The sequence below is a fragment of the Micromonospora sp. CNZ296 genome, assembly GCF_007827635.1.
In genome coordinates this window covers 58,880-77,819 of record NZ_VISW01000014.1, presented here as the reverse complement: position 1 = coordinate 77,819, position 18,940 = coordinate 58,880, and the positions used below count along the sequence as shown (strand labels likewise).

The window sequence follows — 18,940 nt, the reverse complement described above, 5'->3', positions numbered from 1 at the left end:
CTCATCAGCCCGGGGTCATCACGCCCCTCAAGCATGACACGCCCTCGCTCAAGGCCAGCGCGCGAGCGCGTCCGGGCGTGACGGCGCGGTCGCCAGGCGGTCCCGCACCCCCCAGCGGGTGACCCGCCACAGCGCCTCCGCCACGATCAGCGGGCTCATCTTGCTGTCGCCGTGTTCCCGCTCGGCGAACGTGATCGGCACCTCCACGATCCGCACCCCGGCGCGGTGCGCCAGCCGCGACAGCTCCACCTGGAACGCGTACCCCTGGGACCGCACCGAACCCAGGTCGATCGCGTCCAGCGCGCTGGCCCGGTACACCCGGTAGCCGCCGGTGGCGTCGCTGACCGGCATGCCCAGCGCCAGCCGCGCGTACAGGTTGCCCACCCGGGACAGCAGCAGCCGCCGCCATGGCCAGTTCAGCACCCGCGCGCCGCGGGTCCACCGGGAACCGATCACCACGTCGGCGTCGCGGGCGGCGTGCAGCAGCGCCGGCAGGTCCTCCGGGGCGTGCGAGCCGTCGGCGTCCATCTCCACCACTGCGTCGTAGCCGCGCGTGCGCGCCCAGGCGAACCCGGCCAGGTAGGCCGCGCCGAGTCCTTCCTTGCCGGCCCGGTGCAGCACGTGCACCCCCGGGTCGCCGTCGGCGATCGTGTCGGCGATCGCGCCGGTGCCGTCGGGGCTGTTGTCGTCGGCGACGAGGACGTCCACCGCCGGCGCCGCCTCGCGTACCCGGGCGACGATGCGCCCGACGTTGTCGGCCTCGTTGTAGGTGGGGATGACCACCAGGACCCGCCCCACCCCGGGATGGCCGACCGTCCGCCTGTCGGCTGCCACGCCCACCGTCGCACCGCCTCTCGTCGGCTCAGCCGGGAGCGACCTCCCGGCGGCGGCGCAGCACGGCCGCACCGGCCAGGGCCGCGACCGCCAGCGCCGTCAGCGCCACCTCCGGCCACACCCCGGCAGTGGTCGCCGGGGTACGCCCGTTACCGAGTTCCATCTGCCGCACCACCACCGCGGCGGTGTTGAACCCGGTCGCACCGTCTACCCGCCCGTCCGGGGAAACGAACCCGGACACACCGACCGTGGAGGCCATCAACGCGGCCCGGCCGTGCTCCACGGCCCGCAGCCGCACCATGGCCAGCTGCTGGCGGGCCTCGGCCACGTCGAACGTGGCGTTGTTCGTCTGCACCACCAGCAGCTGCGCGCCGCCGGTGACGGTGTCCCGGACGATGCCGTCGTAGGCGACCTCGAAGCAGATCACGTCGCCGAGGACCGCCGGGCCGGTGTTCAGCACGCCGGGACGGTCACCGGCTACGAAATCGGACCGGACCCGGTCGACCTGGGAGCTGACCTTGCGGGCGATGGACCGCAGCGGCACGTACTCGGCGAACGGCACCGGATGCCGTTTCGTGTACACCTGGTCCAGATCCGGGCCGGTGCCCGGCCGCCACAGCAGCCCCGCGTTGCGCACCTCACCCCGGCCGGGCCCGACCAGCACCGCACCGACCAGGATCGGCGCGCCGATCGCGTCGGCCGCCTGGGAGATCCGCTCCCCCGCGCCCGGGTTGCGCAGCGGGTCGATGTCGCTGGAGTTCTCCGGCCACACCACCACGTCCGGACGGTCCTGCCCGCCCTCGGCGACCCGACGCGCCAGCTCCAGCGTCGCGTCGACGTGGTTGTTCAGCACCGCCTGCCGCTGCGCGTTGAAGTCCAGCCCGAGACGCGGCACGTTGCCCTGCACGATCGCGACGGTGACGGTGTCGCCCGCGCCGCGTACCCCGGTCGGCACGGCCGTACCGGCGGCGAGCAGCGCCACCAGCGCGGCGGTGAGCCCGGCGACGGGCCGCCACTGCCCGGGCGCACGCCGCCAGTCCCGCCACGCGGCGGTGACCAGCAGCCCACCGGCGACCGCGACGGCGAACGTGACCAGCGGGGCGCCGCCGAGCGCCGCGAGCTTCAGCAGGGGCGAGGTGTCCTGGCTGAACGCCAGCCGCCCCCACGGGAACCCGCCGAACGGGGTGCGGTCACGCAGCGCCTCCTGCCCCACCCACAGCACACCGGTGAGCAGCGGCCACGCCGCCCGGTGCCGGTCGGCGAGCGGCGACACCCAGGCGGTGGCGGCGCCCAGCAGCGCCAGATAGGCGGCCTGCAGCAGCGACAGCAGCGCCCACGGCAGGTAGCCGGTGTGCAGGTTCGTCCACTCCAGCAGCGGCGCGAACAACGCCACCCCGGTCAGGAAGCCCAGCCCGGCGCCGGCGCGCAGCCGCCGCCGGTGCACCGCGGCGGCCAGCAACGCCACACCGACCGGCGCGAGCGGCCACCACCCGTACGGCGGGAACGCCAGCAGCAGCGCCACCCCGGCCAGCACGGCGGCCGGCACGGCGAGCGTCAGCGGCAGGGGACGCGCGCCGCCGTCACCGTGTGCCCCGTCGGTGGCACGCGGCTGTTCCCGGTCCAGCGTCGTCACCGGCTTCTCCCCACGATCACGGGCCGAAGGCTACCCGCCCGTACCGGTCGTCGGCCCGCGCCCCTGCGCCGCCGATCGGACAACAGCGCCCCGGCGGGCGGAGCCCGCTGCCATGCTCGGCAGCATGAGCGCTGAGCGGGGACGGGGTCGCATCCTGCCGACCGCGCCCGGCTTCCGCGTCACCCGGGTCGAGTTGTTCTACGACCTCGTCTTCGTGTTCGCGTTCCTGAACGTCACCAACGTGCTCTCCGAAACCCTGAGCGGCAGGTCGTTGCTGGCCGGGCTGGTGTTGCTGTTGCTGCTGTGGTGGTGCTGGGTGTCGTTCGCCGCCCTGGGCAACGTCGTCCGTACCGACCAGGGGGTGATGCCGCTCGTCGGCGCGGTGACGGTGGCGGCCCTGTTCGTCCTGACCCTGGCCATGCCGGCGGCGTTCGCCGACGGGCCGGCGCAGCGGCAGTCCGGGCCACCCGCCGCGGTCCTGTTCGCCTGCTGCTATCTCGTCATCCGGGCGGCCCAGGTGCTGGTGTTCCTCAGCCGCAGCAGCCACCGCGGACGGACCGCCGTGCGCCTCGGTCTGCCGCCGCTGATCAGCGTGGCGTTGATTCTCGCCACCGCGGCCCTGCCCGAGTCGCCCCGGCAGACCTGGGCGACGTGGCTGCCGCTGGCGTTGTGGCTGGCCGCGCTCTGCATCGAGTACACCTCGGGGGGCCTCGCCCCCAGCGCCGGGCTGACAGTCGTGTCCGCCGCCCACTGGGCGGAGCGGTACGCCCTGATCCTGCTCATCGCGCTCGGCGAGTCGATCATTTCGCTCGGGCTGGGGCCGAAGCTGAGCGCCGGCCTGCCGGCCACGTGGCCGGTGATCGTGGCGTCGGTGCTCGGCGTCACCATCATCGCGGCGCTGTGGTGGCTGTACTTCGACAGCCTGGCGCCCGCGCTGGAGCAGCGGCTGCATCGCACCCGCGACGTCCGCGCACGGGCGGCGCTCGCCCGCGACGCGTACGCCTACCTGCACCTGCCGCTGATCACCGGGATCATCCTGTTCGCCCTCGGCCTCAAGCGTTACCTCGCCGTCATCTCCCACCCGCGCGGTGATCCCTGGCGGGAACACGCCGCCGCTCTGGACAACCGGGTGCTGTTCGCCGGGTTGGTCATCTACGTGTCGGGGCTGCTGGCGCTGGGGGTGCGCGCGACGCACCGGATTTCGGCGGTACCCACCGCCGTGGTGGTCGCGATGGCTGTGGGACTGCCGTGGGCAGGCCGGCTGCCTGCGGTGGCCGCGCTGGCGATCCTGGCGGTGGCCAGCGTCTCGGTGGTCCTGCTGGGCCTGCGTTCGAGTGACCCGTGGCGCAGCCGGGTGCGCCGGACCGCGTTGGACGAGCAGGTCGCCGCCGAGCAGGAGCAGTCCGAATGGCGGCGGCACCACCTGTGACCGGCGGGTGGGGAGTGTGGGCGTCACCGGCGACAGGCGACAATCGGGCGCATGCGGTTCGGTGTGCTGGGCGCGACCCAGGCGTACGCGGCCGACGGCAGCGTGCTGCCCGTCGCCGGCGGGCGGCTGCGCGCGCTGCTGGTGCTGCTTCTCCTCGACGCCGACCGCACCGTTGCGCCGCAGCGCCTCGTCGACGGCGTGTACGGTGACCGGCCGCCCGAGCAGGCCACGAACGCGCTGCAGTCCCAGGTGTCGCGGCTGCGGCGACTGCTGCCGGGCGCGCACATCGAGTTCGGCCCGGCCGGCTACCGGCTGGCGGTGGATCCGCAGCGGGTGGACGTGCACCGGTTCACCGGGCTGGCCGCGGCCGGGCGGGCCGCGCTCGCCGCCGGTGACCCGGCCGGCGCGGCGACGCTGCTGCGCGACGCGCTCGGCCTGTGGCGCGGCGAACCCCTCGCGGACGTGACGGACGCGCCGTTCGCCGACGCCGAGGCCGCCCGGTTGCGCCAGGCACGCCTGGCCGCGGTCGAGGACCGCGTCGAGGCGGAGCTGGCGCTGGCGCCGGCCGGGGCGCCGCTGATCGCCGAGCTGCGGGACCTGGTGGCGGCGCATCCGCTGCGGGAACGGCTGCACGGGCAGCTGATGCGGGCCCTGCACGGCGCCGGCCGCCGCGCCGAGGCCCTCGCCGTCTACGCCGACGCCCGCCGGGTGCTCGCCGAGGAACTGGGCACCGACCCGTCGGCGGAGCTGGTCGCACTGCACACGGCGCTGCTGCGCGACGACGCCGCACCGCCCGCCCGGCTCCCCAGCCCGCTCACCAGTTTCGTCGGCCGGGAACCGGAACTGCGGCGGGTCCACGAGCTGCTGGGCGCGGCGCGGCTGGTCACCCTGCACGGCCCGGGCGGCGCCGGCAAGACCCGGCTGGCCACCACCGTCGCGTCCGGCCACGACGGGCCGGTGTGCCTGGTGGAGCTGGCCGCTGTGGCACCCGGCGCGCCGGTCGCGCCCGCGGTGCTGGCCGCGCTGGACCTGCGCGACGCCGGCCTGCGCACCCCCGGCGGCCCCGCCGACCTGACCGGCCGGCTGGTGGCGGCGCTGGCCGACCGGCGGCTGCTGCTGGTGCTGGACAACTGCGAGCACGTGATCGACGACGCGGCCCGGCTGACCGGCCGGCTGCTCGCCGCCGCGCCCGGGCTGCGGGTGCTCGCCACCAGCCGGGAACCGCTGGGCCTCACCGGCGAGGCGTTGTGCCCGGTCGGCGGGCTGCCCGCCCCGGACGGGCCGGCCGCACCGCCGGCGGCCGCCGCGTACCCGGCGGTGCGGCTGTTCACCGACCGGGCCGCCGACGTGTCGCCCGGGTTCACCCTCGACGACGCCACCACCCCGGCGGTGCTGCGGATCTGCCGTACCCTCGACGGGCTGCCGCTGGCCCTGGAGCTGGCCGCGGCGCGGCTGCGGGCCCTGCCGGTGACGCAGGTCGCGGCCCGGCTGGACGACCGGTTCCGGCTGCTGCGCCGCGGTGACCGCACCGCGGCGCCCCGCCACCGCACGCTGGAGGCGGTCGTCGGGTGGAGCTGGGACCTGCTCGACGAGCCGGAGCGGCGGCTGGCCGCCCGGATGAGCGTGTTCGCCGGCGCCGCCGACCTGGCCGCGGTGCAGGCGGTGTGCGCGCCGGACGCCGGTGACGTCCTCGACGTGCTCACCGGCCTGGTGGACAAGTCGCTGGTGGAGGCCACCGGTGGGCGCTACCGGATGCTGGAGACGATCCGCGAGTTCGCGGCGGCCCGGCTGGCCGAGCACGGCGAGACCGGCCGGGTGCGCGACGCGCACGCCGCGTACTTTCTGGACCTGGCACAGGCCGGCGACGTGGCCCTGCGCGGCGGCGGCCAGGAACGGTGGCTGCGCCGCCTCGACGCCGCCCGCGACGACCTGCACGCGGCGCTGCGGCACGCCGAAACCACCACCGGGTTGCGGCTGGTCGCGGCTCTGGCGTTCTACTGGTGGCTGCGGGGCCTGCGCGGGGAGGGCGCCGCGCTGGCCCGGCGGCTGGTCGACCGGCTCGACGGCCCGCCCGACGGCGTGGCCGAGGAGTACGCGCTGGGCCTGCTGATCGCTGCGCTCGCCGGTGGCGGCGAGCGCAGCGAGGTCGACGCCGCGTCGCGGATCCTGTGGACCCTGGCCCGGCCGCCCCGGCATCCGTTCCTGCTGTACCTGTCCGGCATGGCCAGCGGTCCCCCGTCGCCGCAGGACGCGGCGGCGCTGCACGAGCAGGCCGTCCGGGACCGGCTGCTCGGCACCGACCCGTGGAGCCGGGCACTGGGCCTGCTGGGCACCGCGATGGTCAGTCTGCTGCACGGCCGTCACGCCCAGGCCCGCGCCGACCTGGACGCCGCGCTGGCCGGTTTCCGGGCCCTCGACGACCGCTGGGGCATGATCGTGACGCTGTCCACCCACGCCGAGGCCGCCTACCGCACCGGTGACGTCGCGTCGGCGGCCGCGCCGATGGCGGAGGCGCTGGAGCTGGCCGAGCAGCTCGGCTCCACGTTGGACCTGGCGGAACTGCTGCGGACCCGCGCCGACGGGCGGCTGGCAGCCGGTGACCTGACCGGCGCGGCCGAGGACTTCCGGCGGGTGCGGCGCATCGCCGGGCCGGCCGGCGCGCCGGAGCTGGTCGCCGCCGCGTACCTGGGGCTCGGCGAGATCGCCCGCCGCGACGGCGACCCGCAGCGGGCGCGGACGCTGTGCGAACGGGCGGTCGCGGAATGCCCGTCGGGCTGGTTCGGCGCCGATGTGGTGCGGCTCGCGGCGCTGGTGACGCTCGGGCAGCTCGCCGACGCCACCGGCGACCCGGCTGCGGCCCGCGCCCACTACCGGCAGGTCCTCACCGCCGGCGTCGGCGTGTGGGACGTGCCGGTGGTGGCCGCCGCCGCGGACGGGCTGGCCGGGCCGCTGCTGCGCGACGGCGACCACGAGTCGGCGGCCCGGCTGCTGGGCGCGGCGGCGGCGCTGCTCGCAGGCACCGGCGCGGCAGACGCCCCGGCCGGCACACCCACCGCCGTCACGCTGCGGGAACACCTGGGTGAGGCGGCGTTCGCCACCGCGTACGCCCGGGGCGCGGACCTGCCCCGGCAGCGGGCGCTGGCGCTGGTCGACGGGCGCTGACCGGCGCGGCGCCGTCCGGTGCGCGCGCGGTACGCGCCCGGTCAGCGCCGCCGGTGACGCTGACTCCCATGACCGACGACGCGACGGCCGTACTGGCCGACGGGATACGAAAAACGTACGGACGCACCACCGCCCTGGACGGCTTCGACCTGGCCGTTCCGGCCGGCACCGTGTACGGGGTGCTCGGCCCGAACGGGGCGGGCAAGACCACAGCGGTGCGGATCCTCACCACGCTGCTGCGTTTCGACGCCGGCCGGGCCAGGGTGGCCGGGTACGACGTCGCCTCCGACCCGGACCGGGTGCGTGCCGCGATCAGCCTGACCGGCCAGTACGCGGCGGTCGACGAGGTGCTCAGCGGACGGCAGAACCTGGTGCTGTTCGGGCGGCTGCGGCGGCTGTCCGCGCGCCGGGCCCGCCGCCGCGCCGAGGAGCTGCTGGACCGGTTCGGTCTGACCGAGGCCGCGGACCGGTCGGCGGGCGGCTACTCCGGTGGGATGCGCCGCCGCCTGGACCTGGCGGCCAGCCTGGTGGTGCCGCCGCGGGTGTTGTTCCTCGACGAGCCGACCACCGGCCTGGACCCGCGCAGCCGCAACGGCCTGTGGACGGCGGTGCGGGAACTGGTCGCCGACGGCACCACTGTGCTGCTCACGACCCAATATCTGCAGGAGGCCGACCACCTCGCCGACCGGGTGTGCGTCATCGACGCCGGCCGGGTCGTGGCCGAGGGCACCCCGGAGCGGCTGAAGGCCCGCATCGGCGCCGACCGGCTGGAACTGGTGGTCCGCGACGCGGCGGACCTGCCCGCCGCGGCGGCGGTGGTGGAACGCGCCACCGGCGCGACCGCGACTGTGGACGGCGAGCTGCGGCGCGTCGACGCGCCGGTGGCCGACCGGATCGCCGTGCTCACCGCCGTGCTGCGGGCCCTCGACGACGCCGGGATCGCGGTGGACGACGTCCTGGTCCGCCGCCCGACGCTGGACGAGGCGTTCCTGCGGCTCACCGGCGGTCACGCCGACGCGCAGCGGGTGGGGGTGGCGTCGTGAGGGCGCTTGCCGACGGGTGGCTGATGGCCGGGCGGAACATGCGGCACGTGGTGCGTGCCCCGGAGGAGATCATCCTCTACTTCAGCCTGCCGATCATGTTCGTGCTGGTGTTCGGCTACGTGTTCGGCAGCGGCATGTCCGTGCCGGGCGACGGCAGCTACCGGGAGTTCCTGCTGCCGGGCGTGTTCGTCATGACGATGCTCTACGGCCTCGGGGCGACCGCGTCGGCCATCGCTGTGGACGCCGGCCGGGGCGTGGTGGACCGGTTCCGGTCGCTGCCGATGGCCCGCTCGGCGCTGCTGTCCGGCCGCGCGAGCGCCGACCTGGTACGCGCGTGCCTGGAGATGACCACGCTGGTGGTGTGCGGGCTGCTGGTGGGCTGGCAGTGGCGCGAGGGCGTCGGCCCGGCGCTGGCGGCGGTGGCGCTGATCCTGCTGCTGCGCGTCGCGATGACCTGGGTGGGCATCCTGTTCGGGCTGCTCGTGCCGAACCCGGACACGGTCGCGGTGGTGGTGTTCCCGCTGGCGTTCCCGCTGACCGCGCTGTCCAACGTGTTCGTGGCGCCGGAGCTGATGCCGGACTGGCTGGGCGCGATCGCCGCCTGGAATCCGCTGTCGGCCACAGTGGCGGCGGCCCGGGACCTGTTCGGCAACCCGGGCCTGGGCGGGGACTCGTGGCCGGCCCGGCACGCGCTGGAACTGGCGGTCGCCTGGCCGCTGGCGCTCATCGCGGTGGCTGCCCCGGCGGCGGTGCGCCGCTACCGGCGGCTGGGCCGCTGACGAGGGCCGGCCGCTGACACGGGGAACATCGGGGGGATGAAATCGGGGCGCGGCCTAAGCCGCGCCCCGATGCTCCCAGGCCCTTCCCGGCCGGTGGGGCGAAGACGATCGGCGCCGACCTTCGGACCGACCCGACGTGGACTGGCTGCCCCCGCCTGGCCGTTGTCTACTGGCCGTGCCTCTCACCCTGCCCGTACACCGGTAACCGCGGCCGGTTCGCGCCGCCCCGCCGACCCCCGCCCGCTGGACCTGGCCGCCGCAACCTTCCGGTCGCTCGGCCAGCGGACGAAGGGACGAAGCGAACAACAGCCGCTTCCCGTGGTAGGACTCAAAGACGGTACGGCGTAGACCCCCGCCGCTGTCAACCCACCCGGGCCTGTCGTGTGTTGCGACACGGCGTGTCGCGTCGGCGCGTCTCGATTTCCGCCCTGTTCGCGGCGTGCGTCAGGCGCCGAGATGGTGCCGCAGCATCGCCGCCGCCGCACCCGGATGCTCCTCGGCGAGCAGCCCGGCGGCGGCCAGCACGTAGTCCGCGTCGACGACCGGCCGGGCCGCCCGCGGCAACGCCCACCCGCCGGCGTGGTCGGTCAGGACCGCGTCGAGCACCGCCGCCGCGTCGCCCGGCTCGGCGTGCCGCAGCACCCCACCGGAGCCGACGAGCAGCTTCACCTCCCGCAGGTCCCGCCCGGCCCGCTCCCCCGTCGCCGCACCCCGCGCGTGCCGCCGCAACGCCACAGTCGCCGCCAACGAGGCGATACGCCGGTCCACGGCCCGCTCGCCGTCACCGGCGGGCAGGAACCCCGGGTCGGCGGCCCGTACCGCCGCCGCGACCGTCAGCTCCGCCTCCTCGGCCGCGTCGAGCAGCCGCTCCTCCACCGCGGCGCGCACCACGCCCGGCGCGCTCCACCGCATGCCCAGGTCGCCCTCGACGGTGCGGGCCCGCCACAGCGTCCCGGCGACCTCCTGACTGGGGCCGCTGTCCCGCTCGTCGGGGGTGAGCACCGAGTACACGTCGGTGGTCGCGCCGCCCACGTCCACCACTGCGAGGTCACCGCCGAGCGTCCCGGCGAGGACCTCCACGCCGGTGAGCACCGCGTCGGGGGTGGCCGCGCGGACCAGCCGCGCGAACCGCGTACCCCGGGACAGCTTCTTGCCGCCGATGACGTGCCGCAGGAACACCTCCCGGATCGCCGCCCGCGCCGACGCCGGCTCCAGCACCCCGATGCGCGGCAGCACGTTGTCGGCCACCGTCACCGGCACACCCGCGCCCGCCAGCAGCGCGTGCAGGTCGGCACGCACGTCGGCGTTGCCCGCCAGGACCACCGGCACCCGGAAGCGGGCCTTCGCCAGCCGCGTCGCGTTGTGCGTCACCGTCTCGGCGTCCCCGCCGTCGGTGCCGCCCACCAGCAGCACCACGTCCGGGCGGGCCGCCCGCAACGCCGCCACGTCCACCCCACCGAGCCGCCCGGCCGCGACGTGCACCACGTTCGCGCCCGCCGACAGACCGACCCGCCGGCCCGCCTGAGCGGTCACCAGCGGCTCGTAACCCACCACCGCCAGGCGCAGCCCACCCCCCGCCGACGAACACACGTACCAGGGCACCTCAGCGACCCCGGCCGACGCGGTGGCCGCACCGACCGCGGCGTCCAGGCCGTGCAGCACATCCGTGCCCACCGTGGTGGGCGCCGACGCCGCCGCGACCAGACGGCCGCCGTCGAGGTCCACCACCGCGGCCTTCGTGTACGTCGACCCGACGTCGGCGCAGACGACGACCGGCCTCGCGCTCACGCCGGGCTGTCCTTCGTTCGCGACTGTGGGGCTCGCAACACCGGCTCGCTCCTCGCGCTCACGGTGCTGGCGGCACGACCACCGTGCCGGTCGCGGTGACCGCCACGATCGGCTCGTCGAGCACCTCGGCGGCCGACTCGCCCTTGTCCGGGCGGCCCCGGCACACCACTGTCGCGGCGAAGTCGACGGTGCGGCTGCGGGTGCCCACCCGGGTCACCGTCGCCGTCACCTCCAGCACGTCACCGGCCTTCATCGGCGCCCGGAACTGCACGTCGGAGTACGAGGCGAACAACCCCTCGTCGCCGTCGGTGCGGATGCACACCTCGGTGGCCACATCCCCGAACAAGCCCAGCGCGTACGCCCCGTCGACCAGGTTGCCCGCGTAGTGGGCGTGGGAGTACGGCACGTACCGGCGGTGGGTGACTGTCAGACCGACACGGGGATCGCTCATCAGGTGTTCGCCTTCCTGGAGGTGATCAAAGCGTGGACGAGGTAACTGGCGACCTCGCCCGGGGTGGTGCCACGGCCGAAGATCCGGTCCACGCCCAGCTCGCCGGTCATCGTCTCGTCGAACCGCGGCCCGCCGACGATCAGCAGCGGCCGCTTCCCGGCCGGCATCGCCTCCCGGAACGCCGCCGACATCTCCCGCGTGTTGTGCAGGTGCGCATCACGCTGCGTCACCACCTGCGACACCAGCACCGCGTCGGCGCGTTCCCGCCGGGCCGCCTCGACCAGCTCCGGCACGCTCACCTGCGCGCCCAGGTTCGTGACCTTCAGCTCCCGGTAGTACTCCAGGCCCTTCTCGCCGGCGATGCCCTTGACGTTGAGGATCGCGTCGATGCCCACGGTGTGCGCGTCCGTGCCGATGCAGGCGCCCACCACCGACAGCTTGCGGCGCAGCCGCCGCTTCACCACCGCGTTGACCTCCTTGGCCGACAGCAGCGGATAGTCACGCTCCACCACCTGCACCTTCGACAGGTCCACCAGGTGGTTCACCCGCCCGTACACCACGAAGAACGTGAACCCGTCACCGATCGGCTTGGCGTGCACCAGCATCGCCGGGTCCATGCCCATCTTGTTTGCGAGCTGCACCGCCGCGCCCTCGGCCCGCTTGTCGTGCGGCACCGGCAACGTGAACGACACCTGCACCATGCCGTCACCGGTGGTGTCCCCGTACGGCCGCACGACCGTCTTCTCACTCATGAGGGTTGCTCCAGGATCTCCGTGGCCGGGTTGTAGTAGTCCGCCTCGTGCCGCGCTACCCCGTCCAGGCCCTTGCCCCGGTCCGCCGGCCGCTTCATGATCCCGAACGTGCCCTCGGCGATCGCCGTCAGCAACGACTGGTCCCCGATGCGCTCCAGCAGGTCCACCGCCTCACCGAGCACCCGGTGCGCCCGCTCCTGGATGAACCCGCCCGGCGCCGGCACGAAGTCCTCGTGCAGGCCGCCCGCCGCGCCCAGCACGTACCGCACGTTCTGCAGCGCGATGTCCCGGTCCGACAGCCACGGCGTCACCACCGCCTCGGTCATCATCCCCACCAGCAGGATCCCCTGCCCGGTCATCGTGCCCACCAGGTTGAAGAACCCGTCCAGCAGGTTGCCCCGGAACACGTCACCGGTCATGTGCTTCGTCGGCGGCATCCACTTCAACGGCGCGTCCGGGAACAACTCCCGCGCCAGCAACGCGTGCGCCAGCTCCAACCGGAACGACTCCGGCACATCCGGGTTGATCTCGAACGCGTGCCCCAGCCCCAGCTGCCAGTCCGCCAGCCCCGCCTCGTGCGCGAAGAACTCGTTCAGCAGCTGCGACACCGTCACCGTGTGCGCCTCGTCCACCGCGTCCGCGGTGGTCAGGTAGTTGTCCTCACCGGTGTTGATGATGATGCCCGCCCGCGCGTGCACCTGCCGCGAGAACCGCTGGTCCACGAACGTGCGGATCGGGTTGATGTCACGGAACAGGATCCCGTACATCGAGTCGTTGAGCATCATGTCCAGACGCTCCAACCCGGCCAGCGTCGCCATCTCCGGCATGCACAGACCCGACGCGTAGTTCGTCAACCGCACGTACCGGCCCAGCTCCCGCGACGACTCGTCCAGCGCCGCCCGCATCAGCCGGAAGTTCTCCTGCGTCGCATACGTGCCCGCGAACCCCTCCCGGGTCGCCCCCTCCGGCACGTAGTCCAGCAGCGACTGCCCCGTCGACCGGATCACCGCGATCACGTCAGCGCCGGCCCGCGCCGCCGCCTGCGCCTGCGGGATGTCCTCGTAGATGTCACCGGTCGCCACGATCAGGTAGATCCACGGCCGCCGCTCCGGATCCCCGAACCGCTTCACCAGCCGGTCCCGCTCCGCGCGCCGCCGGTCGATGCTGCGGATCCCCGCCGCCACCGCCTTACGCGACGCCCGCCGCGCCGCAGTCGCCGCCTTCCCCGACGGCTGCGCGAACCGCACCGACCCGGCCGCCGCCTTCTGCGCCAGCAACGTCACATCCGCGATGCCCTCACGAGCCAGCGCGTCGAACACCGGCGCCGCCACCCCGTGCCCCAGCCCCACGTCCGCGACCACCGCGTCCACGAGCCGGTTCACCCACGGAATGCCGTCCGGGTCCGCGCCGGTCACCCCGGCCAGCCGCAGCACCGCCCGCTCCACCGACACAGTGGTGTGGCTGCGCGCCAGATCCACCACCGGCTGCCCGGCCCGGCGCGCCAACTCCCGCGCCCGCGCCACCAGCGCCGGATCCAGCCCAAGCTTCCCTGTCACGAAGACCCTTCCTGATAGATCACGTCACCGCGCAACACAGTGGCCCGGCACACCGGCAGCGGCGTCGGATCGTCCGCACCCCGCAACTCCGGATCCTCCGCCAGCACCACAGGCAGCCCCCGCTCCACGCCCGCCGGGGTGTCCCAGACCGCGAACGTCGCCGGCGCCCCCAACGCCAGCACACCCTCGTTGTCCAGGTGCACCGCCCGCCACCCGCCGCGCGTGTGCGCCGCGAACGCCGCCCGCACACTCATCCGCTGCGCCGGGTTGTGATGCGCCGCCGCCGCCCGCACCGACCCCCACGGATCGACCGGCGTCACCGGCGAATCCGACCCGAACGCCAACGCCACACCGACCCCGTGCATCGCACCCATCGGATTCGACTCCAGCGACCGCGCCAACCCCAGCCGCGACTCGTACATCCGGCCCGCGCCGCCCCACAACCTGTCGAACGCCGGCTGCATCGACGCCACGATCCCGTACTCCACGAACCCGGCGATCAACGCCTTGCTCATGATCTCCGCGTGCTCCACCCGGTGCCGGGCCGCCCGCAACCGGTCCACACCCAGCGACCGCGCCGCCAGCCCGAACCCCTCAAGCACCGTCCCGATCGCCGCGTCCCCGATCGCGTGGAACCCGCCCTGCAACCCGTGCGCCGCGCAGTCCAGCAGATGATCACGAACCTGCTCCGCCGACACGTACCCGTGCCCGCACGCCCCCGCCTCACCGTCCAGGTACGCCGCCGACACGTGCGCCGTCCGCGACCCAAGCGCCCCGTCGGCGAACAGGTCACCACCCGCGCCCACCGCACCCAGCTCCCGGGCCTTCGCCGCACCCAGCAGCTCACCCCAGTACCCGTACACCTCCGGCACCCCGGCCCCCGAGATCGCCAGCAGCCCGGTGAAGTCCTCCTCGTCGGAGATGTCCGGACCACCGCACTCGTGCACCGCCGCGACACCCAGCGACGCCGCGTGTTCCAGCGCCCGCCGCTGCGCCGCCACCCGCTGCGCCCGCGACACCGACGCGAACGCCGCCGCCCGCGCCACGTGATGCGCGTCGCGCCGCAACCACCCCGACGCGTCGTAGCCGGCCGCCGACACCACCTCCGGGCACGCCGCCAGCAACGCCGCCGACACCAGCGCCGAATGGATCGACGCCTGCGACAGATACACCCGCCGCCCACCGGCCGCCCGGCCCAGCGCCGCCGCATCAGGCAACGCCCGATCCGCCCAGGCCGACTCGTCCCAGCCGTGCCCCAGCACCACCGCGTCACCCGGCAGACCCGCCGCGAACGCCGACACCCCGTCCAGCAGCTCACCCGCCGACCGCACCGCCGACAGATCCAGCCCCGACAACGCCAACCCGGTATCGGTCGCGTGCACGTGCGCGTCCACGAACGCCGGCGTCACCAGCGCACCGCCCAGCTCCACCACCCGGTCCGCCCGCGGCGCCTCCGCATCAGTACCCAACCAGGCGATCCGCCCGTCCCGCACCAGCAGCGCCGTCGCGCTCGGGTCCGCCGGACAGTGCAGCACTCCACCGCGATACAGCGTCGAGGGGTTCGTCATGGTCTCAGTCTGCCGCCAGACGAGCCTCGAACAGACCGCGCACCCCCGGCTCGGCACGCAACAGATCCAGCGCCAGCGCCGCGTGCCCGGGCACGTACCCGTTGCCCACCAGCATCGTCACGTCCGCCGCCAGGCCCTCCGCGCCCAGCGCCGCCGCCGCGAAGCTCGTCGCCATCGAGAAGAAGATCACCGTACCGCCGTCCGCCGTGGCCAGCACCGCACCGTGCTCACACCCCGGCACGTCCACGCACACCACAGTCACGTCCGCCGGCACACCCAGCGCCGTCGTCACCGCCGTCGACAACCCCACCGGATCCCGCGCGTCGGCCAGCGCCACCACGTCGGCCAGCCCGGCCGCCGTCAGCGCGTCCCGCTCCGCGACCACCGGAACCACCCCGACGGTACGGGCGGCGCCCGCCCGCCGCGCCGCCGCGAGCGACAACGACCCGCTCTTACCGGCCCCGCCGATCACCGCCACCGACACCGGACGCGGATCACCCTCACGCGAGCGCCGCGCCACCTGCTCGGCCACCACCCGCGCCGTCAACGCCGGCGCCCCGCACACGTCCAGCACCGCCAGCGACAGCTCGGGGTGCAGGTCCGGCGGCAGCACCGCCGCGATCGACCGGGCGAACAGAATCGCGTACCCGTCGCACGGCACCTGCTCGCTGCGCCCGTCCCAGCGGGCCAGCCCGTCGGTGATCGTCAGCGGCGTCAGCGTCAGCGACACGAGCGTCGCCACCCGGTCACCCGGCTTCAGCCCCAGCGGCGAGCGGCGGCCCGCCTCCTCGACCGTGCCGATCAGCATGCCGCCGGAACCGGTCACCGGGTTCTGCATCTTCCCCCGGGCCGACACGATCTCCAGCACCTCGGCGCGGACCTTCTCCCCGTCGCCGCCGTGCTTCTCCGCCAGCTGCCGGAAACTCGCCGCGTCCAGGTTCAGCCGCTCGACCCGGATCCGCACCTCGTTCGCCGCGATCCGCGGGTCGGGGTCCAGCCGCCAGGCCGCCTGCGGAAGCACCCCCGCCGGTTCCACGACTCGGTGCAGACCCACCGGTGACGTCACGCCGACCCCCTATGTCCAGCCGCCCGAACCCCCGGTCAGGGCTCGCGTCGCGGGAAAACTTCCGGCAGACTAATTTCTTCACCGCAGATTTTCCAGTAGCCTACGCATTCGTTGATCAACCCGCACACTGACGAGGAGGGGCCGTGACCCAGACCCAACCGGTGGAGACCATCCCGACGCCCCGCCCCGCGCCGGTCGCCGTTCCGACCGCCGGACAGCCCTACGAATACCGCCGCGCGCCCCTCGTCGAACCCGACTGGACCCGCTTCCCCGGCTGGCGCCACATCACCCGCGACCAGTGGGAGAGCGCCCAGTGGCAACGGGTCAACTGCGTCAAGAACATCAAGCAGCTGCGCGCCGTCCTCGGCGACACCGTCGACGAGACCTTCTACGCCGACCTGGAGGCCGACCAGAAGGCGCTGGCCACCATGTCCATGCTGGTGCCGCCGCAGATGCTCAACACCATGGTGCCGCATCAACCGATGAGCACCGAGGCGCTGCTCGCCGACCCGATCCGCCGCTACATGATCCCGGTCGCCTCCGACCGGCGCACCGACTGGCCGTCCCACCCGTACGCCAGCCGCGACAGCCTCCACGAACACGACATGTGGGTCGCCGAGGGCCTCACCCACCGCTACCCCACCAAGGTCCTCGCCGAGCTGCTCTCCACCTGCCCGCAGTACTGCGGCCACTGCACCCGCATGGACCTCGTCGGCAACTCCACCCCCGCCGTCGACAAGCTCAAGCTCACCCTCAAGCCGGTCGACCGCTACGACGCCCACATCACCTACCTCAAGGCCCACCCGGGCGTACGCGACGTGGTCGTCTCCGGCGGTGACGTCGCCAACGTGCCGTGGCGCAACCTCGAGTCGTACCTGATGCGCCTGCTGGAGATCGAGACGATCCGTGACATCCGGCTCGCCACCAAGGCGCTCATGGGCCTGCCCCAGCACTGGCTCCAGCCCGACGTGGTCGAGGGCCTCGAACGAGTGGCCCGCACCGCCGCCCGCCGCGGCGTCAACCTGGCCATCCACACCCACGTCAACCACGCCCAGTCGCTGACCCCGCTGGTCGCCAAGGCCGCACAGACCGCGCTCGACGTCGGCGTACGCGACGTGCGCAACCAGGGCGTGCTCATGCGCGGCGTCAACGCCACCAGCGCCGACCTGCTCGACCTCTGCTTCGCGCTCCAGGGCGAGGCGGGCATCCTGCCGTACTACTTCTACATGTGCGACATGATCCCCAACGCCGAGCACTGGCGCGTCCCGGTCTGGCACGCCCAGCAGCTCCAGCACGACATCATGGGCTACCTGCCCGGCTACGCCACCCCGCGGATCGTCTGCGACGTGCCGTTCGTCGGCAAGCGCTGGGTGCACATGCTCACCGACTACGACCGTGAGCGCGGCATCTCGTACTGGACCAAGAACTACCGCACCTCGATCGAGTCGGCCGACCTGGAGGCGCTGAACAAGCGCTACGCCTACTACGACCCGATCGACACGCTGCCCGAGGCCGGCCAGGCCTGGTGGCTCGCGCACCGCGACGACTGACCCCCGGCCCTCAGGGCGTACGACGGCGGGCCACCTCTGCGATGAGGTGGCCCGCCGTTCGCGTACTCACTTGTTGAAGGCGTCCTTGACGTCGCGGCCCGCCTGCTTGGCGTGCTCCCCGGCCTGCTTGGCACGCGCCGTGCTCTGCTCGGAGGCGCCCTCGGCCCGCAACCGCTCGTTGTCGGTCACGTCGCCGATCCGCTCCTTGGCCATGCCGCTCATCTCCTGGGCCTTGTTCTTCGCCTTGTCGGTGAAGCTCATGTCGCCCTCCCTCGTCCGGCTACGCCTTGCCCTTGTCGCGTCCCCGGTGAGTGTCGGTGCAAACGCCGTTGACCGGCGCACATCGCGTAGGGCGTCCTAGGATAATAGGTTGAAGGTGTGCGCCTACCGGCCGAGGTCGCGGACCCGCTCCGTGACGGCGGACAGGAACGCGGTGAGGGCGGGCCCGGGCGGCGTGTCCCGGGTGACTGCGACCAGGCGGCGCCGGAGAACGGTCTCGGCGATACCCCGGACCGCCAGCGCCGGGTCGGCGTCGGGCAGGGTCAGGGCCGGCATCAGAGCGACCGCCGCCCCGGCCCGGACCAGTTCCAGCTGGACGTCCGCGTCGCTGGAACGGTGCCGCAGGTCCGGTTCGTAGCCGCCGAGACGACGGCACGTCCCCACCACCATGGCGTGGTGCCCGGTGCCCTCGGCGGAGGCGGTCCACACCTCGGACCGCAGGTCGGTGACCGCGACGTGTCCCCCGGGCCCGGCGAGCGGGTGCGCAGCGGGAAGCACGAGACGCAGGGGCTCCTCGAGCAGGAGCGTGAAACGGAGCCCCGCCGGGCGGGGGCGGGGCTGGCTGTCGTACTCGTCGCCGATGACCAGGTCGACGGTGCCCAGGCGCAGGCCCGGCAGGGACTGTTCGAGTTCCAGCTCGAAGATCTCCACCCGGACCCGAGGGTGCTCGGCTCTCATCCGGGCCACGGCCGGCACGAGCAGGCGGCGCGCCGCCGACTGCAGGCCGCCCGCCCGGACGCTCCCCCGGACGTCACAGTCGAGGGCGGCCAGGTCGGCCTCCGCCGCCTCGGCCGCCGACAGCAGCACCCGGGCGTGCCGAGCGAGCACGTGCCCGGCCTCGGTGAGCCGTACGCCGCGGCCGGCCCTGCTTAGCAGCCGGACACCTGCCTCCTTCTCCAGCAGGGCCAGCTGCTGCGAGACAGTCGACGGGCTGTAGCCCAGAGCCGCGGCGACAGCGGCCATCGTGCCGCGTTCCTCGAACTCCCGCAGGAAGCGCAACCGCCGCAGGTCCAGCTCGATCATGCGGAAATCCTAATGATTCACCTGCGG

15 protein-coding genes are annotated in these 18,940 nt (G+C 74.1%); 5 read left to right on the top strand and 10 right to left on the bottom strand.

What is annotated here, in order from left to right; genetic code table 11:
- Positions 1-48: 48 nt before the first annotated feature.
- Together FB455_RS22655 and lnt are read right to left on the bottom strand one after the other, a co-directional pair.
- Positions 49-840, bottom strand: a complete 792-nt coding sequence (locus tag FB455_RS22655; protein ID WP_013286287.1) for a polyprenol monophosphomannose synthase — start codon at positions 838-840, stop codon at positions 49-51.
- 22 nt (positions 841-862) lie between these two features.
- Positions 863-2,458 (bottom strand): apolipoprotein N-acyltransferase, encoded by a 1,596-nt coding sequence (lnt, locus tag FB455_RS22650; protein WP_420063442.1) that lies wholly within the window; start codon positions 2,456-2,458, stop codon positions 863-865.
- A 133-nt stretch (positions 2,459-2,591) separates the two neighbouring features.
- Between lnt and FB455_RS22645 the strand changes: the two genes are divergently transcribed.
- The 4 genes from FB455_RS22645 (at position 2,592) to FB455_RS22630 (ending at position 8,880) form a co-directional block, all read left to right on the top strand.
- Positions 2,592-3,896 (top strand): low temperature requirement protein A, encoded by a 1,305-nt coding sequence (locus FB455_RS22645; protein WP_225319578.1) that lies wholly within the window; start codon positions 2,592-2,594, stop codon positions 3,894-3,896.
- Between the two features lie 51 nt (positions 3,897-3,947).
- Positions 3,948-7,058 carry a BTAD domain-containing putative transcriptional regulator gene (locus FB455_RS22640; RefSeq protein ID WP_145754941.1) on the top strand — a complete coding sequence of 1,037 codons (3,111 nt, stop codon included), beginning with the start codon at positions 3,948-3,950 and terminating at the stop codon, positions 7,056-7,058.
- 68 nt (positions 7,059-7,126) lie between these two features.
- On the top strand, positions 7,127-8,101 hold the full coding sequence (locus FB455_RS22635) for a daunorubicin resistance protein DrrA family ABC transporter ATP-binding protein (protein ID WP_030272318.1): 975 nt from the start codon (positions 7,127-7,129) through the stop codon (positions 8,099-8,101).
- On the top strand, positions 8,098-8,880 hold the full coding sequence (locus FB455_RS22630) for an ABC transporter permease (protein ID WP_013286282.1): 783 nt from the start codon (positions 8,098-8,100) through the stop codon (positions 8,878-8,880). Before FB455_RS22635 ends, FB455_RS22630 begins: the two co-directional genes overlap by 4 nt.
- Before the next feature lie 444 nt (positions 8,881-9,324).
- Here the strand turns inward: FB455_RS22630 and FB455_RS22625 are convergent, their stop codons facing one another.
- Genes FB455_RS22625 through kdd form a run of 6 tightly spaced genes read right to left on the bottom strand, consistent with a single transcriptional unit; the run spans position 9,325 to position 16,061 of the window.
- Complete coding sequence (locus FB455_RS22625; protein ID WP_145754940.1) at positions 9,325-10,668, bottom strand: glutamate mutase L; 1,344 nt, start codon at positions 10,666-10,668, stop codon at positions 9,325-9,327.
- A 58-nt stretch (positions 10,669-10,726) separates the two neighbouring features.
- The gene (gene kal / locus FB455_RS22620; protein WP_013286280.1) at positions 10,727-11,119 is read right to left on the bottom strand and encodes a 3-aminobutyryl-CoA ammonia lyase; all 393 of its coding nucleotides are present in this window, start codon (positions 11,117-11,119) and stop codon (positions 10,727-10,729) included.
- Positions 11,119-11,871: a lysine 5,6-aminomutase subunit beta gene (gene kamE / locus FB455_RS22615; protein ID WP_013286279.1), complete on the bottom strand. Its 753-nt coding sequence runs from the start codon at positions 11,869-11,871 to the stop codon at positions 11,119-11,121. The genes kal and kamE overlap by 1 nt, the downstream gene beginning before the upstream one ends.
- Positions 11,868-13,427: a lysine 5,6-aminomutase subunit alpha gene (kamD, locus tag FB455_RS22610; RefSeq protein WP_013286278.1), complete on the bottom strand. Its 1,560-nt coding sequence runs from the start codon at positions 13,425-13,427 to the stop codon at positions 11,868-11,870. The genes kamE and kamD overlap by 4 nt, the downstream gene beginning before the upstream one ends.
- Positions 13,424-14,995, bottom strand: coding sequence for an amidohydrolase family protein (locus FB455_RS22605; protein WP_145754939.1), 1,572 nt, complete (start codon positions 14,993-14,995; stop codon positions 13,424-13,426). The genes kamD and FB455_RS22605 overlap by 4 nt, the downstream gene beginning before the upstream one ends.
- 4 nt (positions 14,996-14,999) lie before the next feature.
- The gene (gene kdd, locus FB455_RS22600) at positions 15,000-16,061 is read right to left on the bottom strand and encodes an L-erythro-3,5-diaminohexanoate dehydrogenase (RefSeq protein ID WP_036311047.1); all 1,062 of its coding nucleotides are present in this window, start codon (positions 16,059-16,061) and stop codon (positions 15,000-15,002) included.
- Positions 16,062-16,204: 143 nt separating this feature from the next.
- Between kdd and FB455_RS22595 the strand changes: the two genes are divergently transcribed.
- Positions 16,205-17,611 carry a KamA family radical SAM protein gene (locus tag FB455_RS22595; RefSeq protein WP_013286275.1) on the top strand — a complete coding sequence of 469 codons (1,407 nt, stop codon included), beginning with the start codon at positions 16,205-16,207 and terminating at the stop codon, positions 17,609-17,611.
- Positions 17,612-17,677: 66 nt separating this feature from the next.
- Here FB455_RS22595 and FB455_RS22590 read toward each other — a convergent pair whose 3' ends face one another.
- Both FB455_RS22590 and FB455_RS22585 read right to left on the bottom strand, forming a co-directional pair.
- On the bottom strand, positions 17,678-17,872 hold the full coding sequence (locus FB455_RS22590) for a CsbD family protein (protein ID WP_013286274.1): 195 nt from the start codon (positions 17,870-17,872) through the stop codon (positions 17,678-17,680).
- Positions 17,873-17,995: 123 nt separating this feature from the next.
- Positions 17,996-18,913: a LysR substrate-binding domain-containing protein gene (locus tag FB455_RS22585; protein WP_145754938.1), complete on the bottom strand. Its 918-nt coding sequence runs from the start codon at positions 18,911-18,913 to the stop codon at positions 17,996-17,998.
- Between the last annotated feature and the right edge of the window lie 27 nt (positions 18,914-18,940).